At 67.8% G+C, this 13,463-nt stretch carries 19 protein-coding genes and 1 pseudogene; all 20 read left to right on the forward strand.

All coding sequences use genetic code 11. From position 1 onward, the window contains the following. The first annotated feature begins 43 nt into the window (after positions 1-43). Positions 44-508 carry a head completion/stabilization protein gene (locus NAO55_RS01870; RefSeq protein WP_102839385.1) on the forward strand — a complete coding sequence of 155 codons (465 nt, stop codon included), beginning with the start codon at positions 44-46 and terminating at the stop codon, positions 506-508. Continuing rightward, positions 508-717, forward strand: coding sequence for a tail protein X (locus tag NAO55_RS01875; RefSeq protein WP_045158032.1), 210 nt, complete (start codon positions 508-510; stop codon positions 715-717). The genes NAO55_RS01870 and NAO55_RS01875 overlap by 1 nt, the downstream gene beginning before the upstream one ends. Beyond that, positions 708-1,166, forward strand: coding sequence for a hypothetical protein (locus NAO55_RS01880; protein WP_197932488.1), 459 nt, complete (start codon positions 708-710; stop codon positions 1,164-1,166). The genes NAO55_RS01875 and NAO55_RS01880 overlap by 10 nt, the downstream gene beginning before the upstream one ends. Continuing rightward, complete coding sequence (locus tag NAO55_RS01885; RefSeq protein ID WP_176698477.1) at positions 1,150-1,470, forward strand: phage holin, lambda family; 321 nt, start codon at positions 1,150-1,152, stop codon at positions 1,468-1,470. Before NAO55_RS01880 ends, NAO55_RS01885 begins: the two co-directional genes overlap by 17 nt. Beyond that, entirely contained in the window at positions 1,467-2,282 is an 816-nt protein-coding gene (locus NAO55_RS01890; RefSeq protein WP_102839384.1) for an N-acetylmuramidase domain-containing protein, read from the forward strand. Before NAO55_RS01885 ends, NAO55_RS01890 begins: the two co-directional genes overlap by 4 nt. Continuing rightward, positions 2,279-2,722 (forward strand): Rz-like lysis system protein LysB, encoded by a 444-nt coding sequence (gene lysB / locus NAO55_RS01895; protein ID WP_102839383.1) that lies wholly within the window; start codon positions 2,279-2,281, stop codon positions 2,720-2,722. The genes NAO55_RS01890 and lysB overlap by 4 nt, the downstream gene beginning before the upstream one ends. Next, positions 2,637-2,828: pseudogene (gene lysC, locus NAO55_RS01900) on the forward strand (Rz1-like lysis system protein LysC); the annotation flags it as partial. The gene lysB and the pseudogene lysC, both read left to right, overlap by 86 nt. Beyond that, a complete protein-coding gene (locus tag NAO55_RS01905; protein WP_102839382.1) occupies positions 2,825-3,349 on the forward strand; it encodes a phage tail protein in 525 nt (174 codons plus the stop codon). The pseudogene lysC and the gene NAO55_RS01905, both read left to right, overlap by 4 nt. After that, complete coding sequence (locus NAO55_RS01910; RefSeq protein WP_102839381.1) at positions 3,342-3,794, forward strand: phage virion morphogenesis protein; 453 nt, start codon at positions 3,342-3,344, stop codon at positions 3,792-3,794. Before NAO55_RS01905 ends, NAO55_RS01910 begins: the two co-directional genes overlap by 8 nt. 74 nt (positions 3,795-3,868) lie before the next feature. Then, the gene (locus NAO55_RS01915; protein WP_102839676.1) at positions 3,869-4,411 is read left to right on the forward strand and encodes a phage baseplate assembly protein V; all 543 of its coding nucleotides are present in this window, start codon (positions 3,869-3,871) and stop codon (positions 4,409-4,411) included. After that, positions 4,408-4,761, forward strand: a complete 354-nt coding sequence (locus NAO55_RS01920) for a GPW/gp25 family protein (RefSeq protein ID WP_102839380.1) — start codon at positions 4,408-4,410, stop codon at positions 4,759-4,761. The genes NAO55_RS01915 and NAO55_RS01920 overlap by 4 nt, the downstream gene beginning before the upstream one ends. Then, positions 4,758-5,654, forward strand: a complete 897-nt coding sequence (locus tag NAO55_RS01925; RefSeq protein WP_102839379.1) for a baseplate assembly protein — start codon at positions 4,758-4,760, stop codon at positions 5,652-5,654. The genes NAO55_RS01920 and NAO55_RS01925 overlap by 4 nt, the downstream gene beginning before the upstream one ends. Then, positions 5,647-6,195 (forward strand): phage tail protein I, encoded by a 549-nt coding sequence (locus tag NAO55_RS01930; RefSeq protein WP_102839378.1) that lies wholly within the window; start codon positions 5,647-5,649, stop codon positions 6,193-6,195. The genes NAO55_RS01925 and NAO55_RS01930 overlap by 8 nt, the downstream gene beginning before the upstream one ends. Next, a complete protein-coding gene (locus NAO55_RS20895) occupies positions 6,195-7,829 on the forward strand; it encodes a gp53-like domain-containing protein (RefSeq protein WP_102839377.1) in 1,635 nt (544 codons plus the stop codon). Before NAO55_RS01930 ends, NAO55_RS20895 begins: the two co-directional genes overlap by 1 nt. A gap of 10 nt (positions 7,830-7,839) precedes the next feature. After that, positions 7,840-8,415 carry a phage tail protein gene (locus NAO55_RS01945; protein ID WP_102839376.1) on the forward strand — a complete coding sequence of 192 codons (576 nt, stop codon included), beginning with the start codon at positions 7,840-7,842 and terminating at the stop codon, positions 8,413-8,415. 169 nt (positions 8,416-8,584) lie between these two features. Beyond that, positions 8,585-9,775: a phage tail sheath protein gene (locus NAO55_RS01950; RefSeq protein WP_102839375.1), complete on the forward strand. Its 1,191-nt coding sequence runs from the start codon at positions 8,585-8,587 to the stop codon at positions 9,773-9,775. Between the two features lie 48 nt (positions 9,776-9,823). Next, entirely contained in the window at positions 9,824-10,339 is a 516-nt protein-coding gene (locus NAO55_RS01955; protein WP_102839374.1) for a phage major tail tube protein, read from the forward strand. Between the two features lie 84 nt (positions 10,340-10,423). Then, a complete protein-coding gene (locus tag NAO55_RS01960; RefSeq protein ID WP_102839373.1) occupies positions 10,424-10,753 on the forward strand; it encodes a phage tail assembly protein in 330 nt (109 codons plus the stop codon). Between the two features lie 8 nt (positions 10,754-10,761). Further along, entirely contained in the window at positions 10,762-10,884 is a 123-nt protein-coding gene (locus NAO55_RS01965) for a GpE family phage tail protein (protein ID WP_045158054.1), read from the forward strand. Next, positions 10,874-13,459: a phage tail tape measure protein gene (locus tag NAO55_RS01970; RefSeq protein ID WP_102839372.1), complete on the forward strand. Its 2,586-nt coding sequence runs from the start codon at positions 10,874-10,876 to the stop codon at positions 13,457-13,459. Before NAO55_RS01965 ends, NAO55_RS01970 begins: the two co-directional genes overlap by 11 nt. The last annotated feature ends 4 nt before the right edge of the window (positions 13,460-13,463 follow it).

The following is a 13,463-nucleotide window of genomic DNA, read 5'->3' on the forward strand; positions in this document are numbered from 1 at the left end:
GTCGTGAAGTCCCGACCACCGCCGACCCATTCGAGCGATAGGCATGAGCGGATTTATCGCCACCGGCACCACCACCGCAGAACACATGATCGAGAACGACGCCTTCTGGCCGGCGATCGATTGCCTCGACCTGCGCGCCGCCATGCGCCTGGACGCCAGCGTCACCCCCGAGCGCATCGAGGTTGCCGCGATCAACGCCATGATCGAGGCCAACCGCGAACTCGACCTATACCGCCGCGCCCGTACTGAAGAGGGCCACCTCACCCTGTCCGACGTGCCGGCACCTCAGATCAAGGGCGAAAGCCAGCTGCTGCACCTCTACCGCCGCACCATCTACTGCCGCGCCACCGCCGAACTGGTCGAGCGCTACCGCAGCTTCGACGCCACCAACAGCGGCGAGCAGAAGGCCACCGAGGACAGCACCAACATCGACGAGCTGCGCCGCGACGCGCGCCACGCCCTGCGCAGCATCCTCGGCATCAGCCACACCACGGTGGAGCTGCTCTGATGACCACCGTGATCGCCAACCAGGGCGACACCGTCGACGCCATCTGCTGGCGGTACTACGGCCGCACCGCTGGAGTCACCGAGGCCGTCCTCGACGCCAACCCCGGTCTCGCCGATCTCGGCCCCGTAATTCCCCACGGCACCGCCGTCACCCTGCCGGATGCCGCCCCGCAAGCCGAACAACGCCAAGTGGTGAACCTATGGGACTGATCTACCTCGCCCTCTACAAGGGTCGCGGCACGCTGTTCAACCGCCTGGTCCGCCTCTGGACGCGCTCCAAGTACAGCCATTGCGAACTGGTCCTGGCCGATGGCCGCTGGTTGTCCGCCTCGGCCATGGACGGTGGCGTGCGCGCCAAGCACATCGAGCTGAACCTCGAACACTGGGACCTCATCCCGCTGCCCTGGGCTGACTATCGCCAGATCGCCCGTGTGTTCCGCGCCAACGCCGGTCAGGGCTACGACTTCTTCGGCCTGTTCGGCAGCCAGCTGCTGCCGGTCGGGCTGCATAGCCGGCGTCGCTGGTTCTGCAGCGAGTTCTGCGCCGCCGCGCTCGGCTTCCCCATGCCGCAACGCTACAGCCCGGCTCAGCTGGGCGAAGTGGTCCAGCACATCAACACCCTCACGCCCAGCGGACAGTGGAATGAAACGCATGCATGACCGTCCCGAAATGGCCTGGCTCGCCACATGGCTCCAGGAGAATTACCCGATCCTGTATGCGGCAGGCCTGTCCGCTGCCATCGCCGGCTCGCGGCTGATGCTTGGCGGCGGATCGCTGCGCCGCATCGCCATCGAGTCAGTCGTCTGCGGCTTGATCACCCTGGCTGCCAGCAATGGTCTGGCGCTGTTTGGCATTCCGCAGGAATACGCCCCGTTCTTTGGCGGCATCATCGGCCTGATCGGCGCAGAGGGCGTTCGCGCCGGAGCCAAGCGCCTGTTCGAGCGTAAGGTGGAAAGCGTATGAGCGAACTCCTGATCATCGGCTCGCGCGGCCTCGCCGTGCGCAACCTGCAGGCCTCACTCACGCTGGCCGGCTTCGCTGTAGCCGTGGACGGCGACTTCGGCGAGCAGACCGAGCGCGCCGTGGCCGCCTACCAGCGCCGCGCCGGTCTGGTGGACGATGGCGTCGCGGGCCCGAAGACAATGGCTGCGCTCAACGGCTACGACACCTCGCGCTACCTCAAGCGGCAGGACCTCCAGCAGGCCGCCGACCGCCTCGGCGTACCGCTGGCCAGCGTCATGGCAGTCAACCAGGTGGAGAGCCGCGGCGAGGGCTTCGCCAGCAACGGACGCCCGGTGATCCTGTTCGAGCGGCACGTGATGTTCGAGCGCCTGCAGGCCCATGGCGTCAGCGCCGCACAGGCGGACGCACTGGCCGCCAAGCATCCCGCCCTGGTCAACCGCAAGTCCGGCGGCTACATCGGCGGTACCGCCGAGCATCAGCGTCTCGCCCAGGCGCAGCAGATCCACGCCACCGCCGCGCTCGAGTCCGCCAGCTGGGGTCTGTTCCAGATCATGGGCTACCACTGGCAGCGCCTCGGCTACCTGGATGCCCAGCACTTCGCGGACACCATGGCCCTGAGCGAGGCCGCCCAGCTCGACGCCTTCGTCACCTTCATCGAAACCGACCCCGCCCTGCACAAGGCACTCAAGGGTAAGAAATGGGCCGAGTTCGCCCGCCGCTACAACGGCCCGAACTACGCCCGCAACTTCTATGACGTGAAGCTCGCCCGGGCCTATGCGCAGTTCGCCGGCGAGCAGGAGCGCGCGGCATGACCACCGCCCGCCAACTCGCCTACGGTCTCGCCCTGGTCGGCGCGCTCTGCCTGCTGATCTGGATGCAGCAACAGCGCATCGACACCGCGCAGGCGCAGGCCGATCTCGCCACCGAGCACCTGCAAACCGCCCAGCAACGCAACACTCGCCAGGCCGCCACCATCGCCCGCCTCACCGGCGAGGTCGCCACCCAGCGCCTCGACCAGCTCGCCCTGCAGCAGACGCTCAGCGACCTACGCCAGGCCCAGGCCACCGATCAGCTCAAGAAGAAGGAACGCCGCCGTGAAGACCCAACCCATGCGACTTGGGCTGCTCAGCCTTTGCCTGATGCTGCTCGCCGCCTGCACAAGCGCCCCGCCATCACCGGAGCCGCAGGTTACCGTCAGTGGCTGTCCGGTCGTGACGCGCTGCACGCTGGCCCCGGCGGCGCCGGGCAGTAACGGCGAACTCAGCGACGACACCGACTACCTCATGGCCGCCTGGGGCGAATGTGCCGCCAAGGTGGACATCATCGTCGACCACAACGCACGAAGCACCCAGCGATGAACAAGCCCAACTCCCTGCGCGCCCACCTGCTCGCCGCCGTGCCCGAGCTGCACAAAAACCCCGACCGTCTGCTGGTGTTCATCGACAACGGCACCATCCGCAGCACCGCCGCCCATGGGCTGTCGTTCGAGTACAGCTACACCCTCAACGTCATCCTTACCGACTTCGCCGGGCACCCAGATGCCGTCGCTATCCCCCTCCTCGCCTGGGTCATGGTCAACCAGCACGAACTGCTGGCCAACCAGGAGAAGGGCAAGACCGCCATCGCCTTCGAGGCTGACGTCTTGGACAACAGCAAGGTCGACCTCTCTATCAAGTTGCCGCTGACCGAACGCGTCATCGTCAAAAAGCAGGCAACAGGCGCCCTTGACGTCACCCATCCAGACGAACCCCAGCTGGAGCCCTTCCTGGAAGCGGGCACCTGGCAGCTGTTCGCCGATGGCATGCTGCTGGCCGAGTGGCAGAGCACCGCCCAGGACGGCGGCGACATCTCCAGCCCGCATCCGGTGCGCCATGGCTGACAACCTGCGCGCCCTCGAAGACTGGGCCGGCGCCCTGCTCGCCAAGCTGGAGCCCGGTGCCCGCCGCCAGCTCAACCAGCAGATCGGCCGCGAACTGCGCCGCAGCCAGCAGCAGCGCGTCGCCGCCCAGCGCAACCCGGACGGCAGCGCCTTTGCCCCGCGCAAACCCCGCCAGCTGCGCGCCAAGAGGGGCCGCATCAAGCGGCAGATGTTCACCAAGCTGCGCCAGGCCAAGCACCTCAAGCTACAGGGCACCCCGGACGCCATCGCCATTGGCTTCATGGGCCGCGTGGCGCGCATCGCCCGCGTTCACCAGTACGGCCTGCGCGACCGCCCCGAGCGCGGCCAAGCCGACGTGCAGTACGAGCGCCGCGAGTTGCTTGGCTTCACACCTGCCGACCTGGAATTGATCCGCGACCAGCTCCTGGAACACCTCACCCGCTGACCTCACCCTGTAGCACCCCGCGCTACAGGCTCAGCACCGTGCGCCCCGCGCGCGCGAGCTGCAGCATCAGCGGCATGAACATTGCCGACCTTGCCCGCCTGCTCGAAAACATCGTCCGCTTCGGTACCATCGAAGCGGTCCAGATGCAGCCGCCTCGCGTCCAGGTTAAAAGCGGTAACATCACCACCGCCTGGCGCCCCTGGTTGAACCTGCGCGCCGGTGCCGACCGCGAGTGGGACCCGCCCACCGTCGGCGAGCAGGTGGTGCTGCTGAGCCCATCCGGCAACCTCGCCCAGGGCGTGGCGCTGACAGGCCTTTTCTCTGACCTGATCCCGGCCAACGGCGACCGCGAAGGCCTGCACCGCCGCACCTACCGCGACGGCGCCGTTATCGAGTACGACAGCATCGCCAAGCGTCTGCTGGCCATCCTGCCGGACGGTGGCCAGGCCGAACTGCAGGCCACTGGCGGCATCACCATCCTCGGCGATGTCAACATCACCGGCCTCGTCACCGTCAGCGAAGACGTGGTCGCCGGCCCCAGCGCCATCAGCTTCATCGGACACAAGCACACTGGCGTGCAGACCGGCCCGAGCCAGACCGGAGTGCCCGTCCCATGACCGGCATGAACGTCGCCACCGGCCGCACCATCACCGACCGCCAGCACCTGGTGCAGTCGATTGCCGACATCCTCACCACCCCCATCGGCAGCCGAGTCATGCGCCGCGAGTACGGCAGCAACCTGCCCGACCTGATCGACTGGCCCCACAACGGCGCCACCCGCCTGCAGGCCTACGCCGCCACCGCCATGGCCCTCATGCGCTGGGAGCCGCGCCTGCGCCTGAGCCGCGTGCAGCTCAGCCTGGGCGACCAGCCTGGCGCCGCCGTGCTCGACCTGGAAGGCACCATCACCGACAGCAACGAGCCGCTCAACCTGCGCGTGCCGCTACAGCTGGGAGCACTGGCATGAGCCAATTCACCGCCATCAACCTCGCCCTGGTAGCCGCCCCCAAGGTCATCGAAGAGCTCGACTTCGAGCAGGTCTACGCCGCCATGCTGGCCGACTTCATCGAGCGCATGCCCGATTTCGACGCCCTGCTGGAGTCCGAACCGGTCATCAAAATCCTGCAGGTCGCCGCCTACCGCGAAACCGTGCTACGCCAGCGCGTCAACGACGCCGCCCGCGCCGTCATGCTGCCCTACTCAACCGGCACCGATCTGGAGAACCTCGGCAGCCTGTTCGGCGTCACCCGCCTACTCATCACCCCGGCCAATCTGGTCGCCGTCCCGCCCGTGGCAGCGGTCTACGAAAGCGACGACGACTACCGCTACCGCATCCAGCTCTCCCTGGAGGGCCTCAGCACCGCCGGCCCCGAGGGCGCTTATGTGTTCCATGCCCTCAGCGCCGACGGCCTGGTGCTCGACGCCAGCGCCATCAGCCCAGAGCCTGGCGAGGTGCTCATCACCGTGCTGTCCCGCGAGGCCGATGGCACGGCCAGCCCCGAACTGCTAGCCACCGTCGACGCAGCCCTCACCGATGAGAGCGTTCGCCCGCTCACCGACTTCGTCACCGTTCAGGGCGCCACCATCCTCGACTACCAGGTAGAAGCCACCCTGCACTTCTACGCCGGCCCCGATCGCGCCGTGATCATGGCCAACGCCCAGGCCGCCATCGAGGCCTACACCACCGGCCAGCACCGCCTGGGCCTGGACGTGACCATTTCCGGCATCTACGCAGCCCTGCACCAACCCGGCGTGCAGCGCGTGGAGCTGACCACGCCAACCGCCAACTTGGTGGTCGACCGCCAGAGCGCCTCCTACTGCTCCGCCATAAGCCTTACCGACGGGGGCCTGGATGAGTAACGTGCCCAGCCTGCTGCCGCCCAACGCCAGCGCTGCCGAGCGCGCCGTGGAGCAAGCCACCGCGCGTCTCGCCGGCCTGCCGGTGCCCCTGCGCGAGCTGTGGAACCCCGACACCTGCCCCGAAAGCCTGCTGCCCTGGCTGGCCTGGTCCCTGTCCCTGGACAACTGGCAACCCTACTGGCCGCTCAGCGTAAAACGTGCGCGCATCAAGGCAGCGGTAGAAATCCAGCGGCGCAAAGGCACCGCCAAATCCGTGCGCGACGTGGTCAGCTCGTTCGGGAGCGGCCTGGCGCTGCGCGAATGGTGGCAGCTGAGCCCAATGGGCACCCCGCACACCTTCGAGGTCGTGCTCACCCTTGGCGCCGGCGTACCCAATACCGCCGCCTACCAGCAAGACATCATCAAGGAGATCGAGCGCACCAAGCCCGTGCGCTCGCACTTCACCCTCACCCTCGGCCTGTCGGCCACCGGCGGGCTCGGCCTGCAAGGCGCCGCTCGCCCCGTGATCTATCGCAGACTGCAACTCACAGAGGCCACCTGATGCCGCTCAACATCACCATCACAGACGCCGGCCGGGCAGAAATCATCAACGCCCAGAACACCGGCACCGGCCCCGTCGTCATCAGCGAAGTCGGCGTCGGTACCGGCCAGTACACGCCAGACAAAGAGCAGCTCACCCTGCAGGCCGAGGTCAAACGCCTGGCCACCATCGCCGGCCTGGCCGTGGCCGACGACACCATCCACGTCATGATCAAAGACGAAGGCGCAGACGCCTACAACGTCGGCGAGTTTGGCCTCTACAGCAGCAGCGGCACCCTCATTGCCGTCTACTCCCAGCTCGCCGCCGCCGGCTGGATCATCCAGAAGGCCGGCGCCTCCACCCTGCTGCTGGCCACCGACATCATCCTGGAGAGCCTGGACGCCACCAGCCTCACCTTCGGCGACATCACCTTCATCAACCCGCCCGCCACCACCGAGGTGCAAGGCGTGGTCGAGCTGGCCACCGCCCTGGAAACCCAAACCGGCACCGACGGCGCCCGCGCTGTCACCCCGGCAGGCCTCGCCTCACTCACCGCCAGCCTGGTGCGTGCCGGCCTGGTGCAGCTGGTCAACACCCTCACCAGCAGCAGCCAGACCCAGGCGCTCACCGCCGCCATGGGCAAAAAGCTGCAGGACGAAAAGCAGCCGCTCGACGCCACCCTTACCGCCCTGGCTGGCCTGGTCACCGCCGCCAACAAACTGATCTACGCCACCGGGGCGGACACCTTCGCCACCACCGACCTCACTGCCTTCGCCCGCACCCTACTGGGCGATGCCAGTGCGGCCGAAGCGCGCACCACACTCGGCGCCCAACCCCTGGACGCCACCCTTACCGCCTTGGCGGGGCTGGCAACCACCGCCAACAAACTGATCTACGCCACCGGTTCGGATACCTTCGCCACCAGCGACCTCACCGCCTTCGCCCGCACCCTGCTGGGCGATGCCAACGCGGCTGCCGCCCTGGCCACCCTCGGTGCCGCCCCGCTCAACTCGCCCGGCCTCACTGGCGTGCCAACAGGCCCAACGGCAGCCCTCGGTACCGACAACACCCAACTCGCCACCACCGCCTTCATCCAGGCCGCCCTCACCGCAATCGGCCTGGGTGCCGTGGCCGTCAACGTCGGCACGAGCGACCTGGACACCGTGCTCACCACCTCTATCTCCTTCTTCTCTGGCGCCGCTAATGCCCCCTTCGGCAACAACGGCGTGCTGCTCACCATCAAGGGCAACACCTCGAACTACCTGCAGGTCGCCTGGCGCACCACCTCAAATGTCATGTTCATGCGCACCAAGGGCACAGGCGCGTGGAATGACTGGAGCGAGGTCTACAACTCGTCCACCATCGTCAACGCCTTCACCTATTCCTTCGGTACCAGTGGCCGCATCAGGCTCCCTAGCGGCTTCCTGTTCCAGTGGACGACCCTCAGCGGCAACGCCACCTCCGGCACCTGGACCTTCCCGCTGGCCTTCCCCAACGAATGCTTCGGCGTACAGATCACCGACCGCTCCGTCGGCAACGGCAGCGCCGTGCAAGCCTTTGGCCACGACACCCCCAGCAAGACCGGCGTGACCTACTACGCCAACTCAGACACCGCCGTCAGCCTCGCCGCCTCGGCCTGGGCCATTGGCAACTAAGGAGCCGACCATGCAGCTGTACTACGACCCCGCCACCGCCGGCTTCTACGACGCGGACTTCCACACGGACATCCCCGCCACCGCCGTGGCCATCACCGAGGAGAAGTACCAGGAGCTGCTGGAGGGCAACTCCAAGGGCCGCGACATCGCCTGCGACGAACAAGGCCAGCCCTACCTGCAACAGCCCGCCCCGCCCAGCCTGGAGCTGCTCTGCAAGCGCGTAGACACCGCCGCCGACCGTGCCCGCCGTGCCGTAGCCGGTGACCCCCTGCGCGCCGTGGAGTACGACCGCGCCCGCGTCGAGGCCGAGCAGTTCGCTGCCGCCGGCTACCAGGGCGACGTGCCCCCCATGGTCGCCGCATGGGCCATCAGCGGCCGCACAGCCCAACAGGCCGCCGACAGCATCCTGGCCGAGGCCGCGCAATACACTGCTGCCTTGGTGCAACTGCGCACCACTCGCCTGCAAGCCAAGGAGCTCATCCGCGCCGCCATGGCCGCCGGCAACCAGGAACAGGCCGAAGACATCGCCGCCGAAACCATCGCCGCCATCGAGGCCGCCGTGGCTGGGATCGGCAACAACGCCTGACCATCCCGAGCACCACCTCGCAATGGTCAGAACCAGCCCCGCCAGTCGGGGCTTTTTCTTGTCCGTGCTGTAACCCCCACCGCTACACGGCCCGCCGCGTGCGCCCCTTGCGCGCGCGCGTCACCCTCAAGGCTCACTGATCCGGCACTCGCCCAGGAGCCTCAACCCCATGGCCACCGATTACCATCACGGCGTCCGCGTCCTCGAAATCAACGAAGGCACCCGCCCCATTCGCACCGTTTCCACCGCCGTGGTGGGCATGGTCTGCACCGCGTCGGATGCCGATGCGGTCAAGTTCCCCCTCAACAAGCCGGTACTGCTCACCGACGTGCTCACCGCCTCCGGTTCCGCCGGCGAGCTGGGCACCCTGGCGCGCAGCCTGGACGCCATCGCCGACCAGGCGTCGCCCGTCACCGTCGTGGTGCGTGTGGCTGATGGCGAAGGCGTCGACGATGCCGCGAAGGAAGCTGACCAGGTCAGCAAGATCATCGGCGGCGTGAGCGCCACTGGCGAATACCAGGGCATGAAGGCACTGCTGGCTGCTGAGGCCCAACTCGGCGTCAAGCCGCGCATCCTCGGCGTGCCTGGTCTCGATTCGCTGCCGGTCACCACCGAGCTGGTATCGATCGCCGAGAAGCTGCGCGGCTTCGCCTACGCCAACGCTTACGGCTGCGAGACCGTCAGCGATGCTATCGCCTACCGCGCCGGTTTCGGTGCGCGTGAGCTGATGCTCATCTGGCCGGACTTCGTCTCCTGGGACACCGTGGCGAACGCCAACGCACCGGCCAGCGCCATCGCTCGCGCCCTGGGCCTGCGCGCCAAGCTGGATGAGCAGGTCGGCTGGCACAAGACCCTCTCCAACGTGCCGGTCAACGGCGTGTCGGGCCTGAGCAAGGACATCTACTTCGACCTGCAGAACCCCGCCACCGACGCCGGCCTGCTCAACGCCGACGAGGTCACCACGCTGATCCGCCGTGACGGCTTCCGCTTCTGGGGCTCGCGCACCTGCTCGGCTGACCCGCTGTTCGCCTTCGAGAACTACACCCGCTCGGCGCAGGTCCTCGCGGACACCATGGCCGAGGCGCACTTCTGGGCGGTGGACAAGCCCATGCACCCCTCCCTGGTGCGCGACATCGTCGAAGGCATCAACGCCAAGGGCCGCGAGTTGGTCCGCCTGGGCTACCTGCTCGGCTTCGAGTGCTGGTACGACGAGGCCGCCAACGACAAGGACACCCTCAAGGCCGGCAAGCTCTACCTGGACTACGACTACACCCCGGTACCGCCCCTGGAAAACCTGCTGCTGCGCCAGCGCATCACCGACCGCCACCTGGTCCAGTTCGCCGCCGCCGTCAACGCCTGACCCCCATTTACCTGCGCGGCCCAGGCCGCGCCGTAGGAGAGCCCGACCATGGCCCTGCCCAAGAAGCTCAAGCACCTCAACCTGTTCAACGACGGCAACAGCTACCTCGGCATTGCCAAGTCCCTCACCCTGCCGGTTCTCGGCCGCAAGCTGGAGGCCTACCGGGGCGGCGGCATGGATGGCCCGGTCAAGGTCGACCTCGGCCACAGCGACGACGGCCTGCAGCTGGAGTGGACGCTAGGCGGCTGGGACCTGATCGCCGTGCGCCAGTTCGGCGCCACCAGGGTCGACGGCGTACAGCTGCGCTTCACCGGATCGGTGCAGCGTGACGACACCGGCGAAGTCAGCGCCGTGGAAATCGTCGCCCGCGGGCGGCATGAGGAGATCGACTTCGGCGACGCCGAGCCAGGCGAAGACACCGAGCACAAGATCACCACCGTCCTGACCTACTACAAGCTCAGCGTCGACGGCGAAGTCCTGGTCGAGATCGACCTGCTCAACTTTGTCTACACCGTCAACGGCGTCGACCTGCTCGCCGAGCACCGCAGGGCCCTCGGCATCTAAGCCGTGCACAGCCAGCGCCCCCCTTTCCGCAATCCGTCAGCAGCGCCGCTGCTGGCGGCCCCAACGCACCCAAGGAGCAACCCCATGGAAACCACCGAGACCACCGCCGAAAAGGCCAAGAACCCCAATGAGACCGTCATCCCGCTCGACACCCCCATCAAGCGCGGCGAGACCACCCACGACAGCATCACCCTGCGCAAGCCCATGAGCGGCGAGCTGCGCGGCGTCACCCTGGTCGATCTGGTGCAGATGGACGTCCTCGCGCTGCGCAAGGTGCTGCCGCGCATCAGCACCCCCAGCCTGACCGATCACGAGATCGGCGCCATGGACCCGGCCGACCTGATGGCCTGCGGTGTCGCGGTGTCCGGTTTTTTGCTGCAGAAATCGGCGAAGGAAGCTGCCCTCGTTGCGTAGAAGACGCCATGGCCGACCTGGCCGTGGTCTTTCACTGGGCGCCGGCGGACATGGACCCGCTGGCCCTTTCTGATCTGATCGAATGGCGCGAGCGGGCCAGAACACGCTGGGAGCTGAAGCATGGCCAATGACTTGAAGATGGAGGTGATCCTCCAGGCCATTGACCGAGCCACCCGGCCGATCCGCGCCATCACCCAGGGGAGCGTCGGCCTCGGCCGCGCCCTCAAGGACTCCCGCGACCAGCTCAAGACCCTGCAAGCGCAGCAGCGCGACGTCAGCAGCTGGCGCACCCTGCGCGCGGCGAGCGAGCAGACCGAAACCGCCCTGCAGGCGGCCCGCGAGCGTGTGAAGGCCCTCGGCAGGGACCTGGCTGCCACTGGCGTGCCCACCCGGCAGATGACCCGCGACCTCAAGGGCGCCATCCGCGAAGCCACCGCCCTCAAGCGGCAGCACCAGGAGCAGCAGGTGCAGCTCCAAGGCCTGCGCAACAAGCTCGGCGCCGCCGGCATCAGCACGCGCAACCTGAGCCAGCACGAGCGCGACCTGCGCCAACGCATCGAACAGACCAACCAGACCATCACCGAGCAGGGCCGGCGCATGCAGCGCCTGACCGCGCAGACCAAGCAGCTCGCGATGGCCCGGGCTCAGTACGACAAGACCCAGCAGCTCGCCGGCAGCATGGCCGGCGCCGGTGCAGGCTCCGCCGCGGCAGGGGCCGCCATGGGCGTGCCGGTGCTCAGCACCGTGCAGAGCTACATGGGCTTCGAGGACGCCATGGCGGGCGTGGCCAAGCAGGTGGAAGGCGCCCGCGACGGCAACGGGCAGCTCACCAGCACCTACTTCGAGATGGCAGACGCCATCAAGGCCATGGCCGAGCGCATCCCCATGGCCACCACCGAAATCGCCGCCCTGGTGGAAGGCGCGGCGCGCATGGGCGTGTCCGGCAAGGACAACCTGCTGGCGTTCGCCGAGGTGGCCGCCAATGCCGCCACCGCGTTCGAGCTGCCGGCCGACCAGATCGGCGAGAACCTCGCGCGCATCGCCGACCTGTACAAGATCCCGATCCAGAACGTCAGCCAGCTGGGCGACGCCATCAACTACCTGGACGACAACGCCAAGTCGAAGGGGGCGGACATCATCGAGGTGCTGCAACGCACCGCGGGCGTCACCGCCTCGGTGGGCATGAGCTACAAGGACGCCGCCGCCCTGGGCTCGACCTTTCTCACCCTGGGCGCCACCGCCGAGGTGGCCGGCACCGCCACCAACGCGATGATCCGCGAGCTGGCGATCGCCACACAGCAGCCCAAGCGCTTCCAGGCCGGGCTCAAGGCGCTCGGGCTCGAGGCCGAGGCGCTGCAGAGCGGTATGGCGGAGAACGCGACGGGCACGCTGCAGCAGGTCCTGGACGCCATCAACAAGCTGCCCAAGGCCGAGCAGCTCGGCGTCACGACGCAGCTGTTCGGCAAGGAGTTCGGCGACGACGCCGCCAAGCTGGCCCAGAACATCGGCGAGTACCGCCGTCAGCTGGACATGGCCAACTCCACCGCCGGCTCGGGCTCCATGCAACGCGAAGCGGACATCCGCGCGGAATTGATATCGGCGCGCATGGACATGGCCAAGAACCGGGCCTTCAACCTCTCGGCCACCCTGGGCGAGACCCTGCGCCCCACGCTGGTGGAGCTGTTCGAGAGCTTCAACAGCGTGATCGGCCGCGTGACCGACTGGGTCAAGGCCAACCCGGAACTCGCCGGGCAGATCATCAAGACAGTGGCCGGCGTGGCAGCGCTGGCCGCTGGGTTCGGCGCCGTCACCCTGGGCCTGGCCAGCTTCCTCGGCCCGTTCGCCATGGCGCGCTATGCGCTGACGCTGTTCGGCATCAAGGGCGCGAGCCTGGGTACCGTTCTGCTCAACCTGGGCAAGGCCGTGCTGCCAATGGTGGGCAAGGCGATCCTGTTCATCGGTCGCGCGCTGATGATGAACCCCATCGGCCTGGCGGTGACCGCCATCGCGGCCTCGGCCTACCTGATCTATCGCAACTGGGAGCCGGTCAAGGCGTTCTTCCTGGGCCTGTGGGCGGAGATCAAGCAGGGCTTCGCTGGCGGCCTCACCGGCATCGCCACGCTGATCCTCAACTTCTCCCCGCAGGGGCTGTTCTACCGGGCCTTCGCCGGCCTGATGGGCTACTTCGGCGTTGAGCTGCCAGCCAAGTTCTCCGACTTCGGCGGCATGCTCCTGGACGGGCTGGTCAACGGCATCAAGAACAAGCTCGGCGCCGTCAAGGCCGCGATCAGCGGCGTTGGCGACAGCACCGTTGGCTGGTTCAAGGAGAAGCTCGGCATCCACTCGCCGTCGCGCGTGTTCGCCGAGCTGGGCGGCTTCACCATGCAGGGCCTGGAGCAGGGGCTGGTGGGTGGCCAGGGCGGCCCGCTGGGCGCGGTCACCGCCATGGCCAAGCAACTGGCAGCAGCCGGGGCCGTCAGCTTCGGCATGAGCGGCCCGGCAATGGCCATGGACAACCGCCCTCCGCTATCCGCCGCGGCGAGCAGCGCGCCCATGGTCGTCCAGGGCGACACCTACCAGATCACCATCCACGCGGCGCCCGGTACCGACACCGCAGGCCTGCGCCAGATGTTCAACCAGCTGCTGGACGAGCGCGAGCGCGGCAAGGCTGCCCGCGTGCGCTCGGCCTTTGGCGACCAGGAGTAACACC

This window comes from Stutzerimonas frequens, assembly GCF_024448335.1.
Taxonomy (GTDB): Bacteria; Pseudomonadota; Gammaproteobacteria; order Pseudomonadales; family Pseudomonadaceae; genus Stutzerimonas; species Stutzerimonas frequens.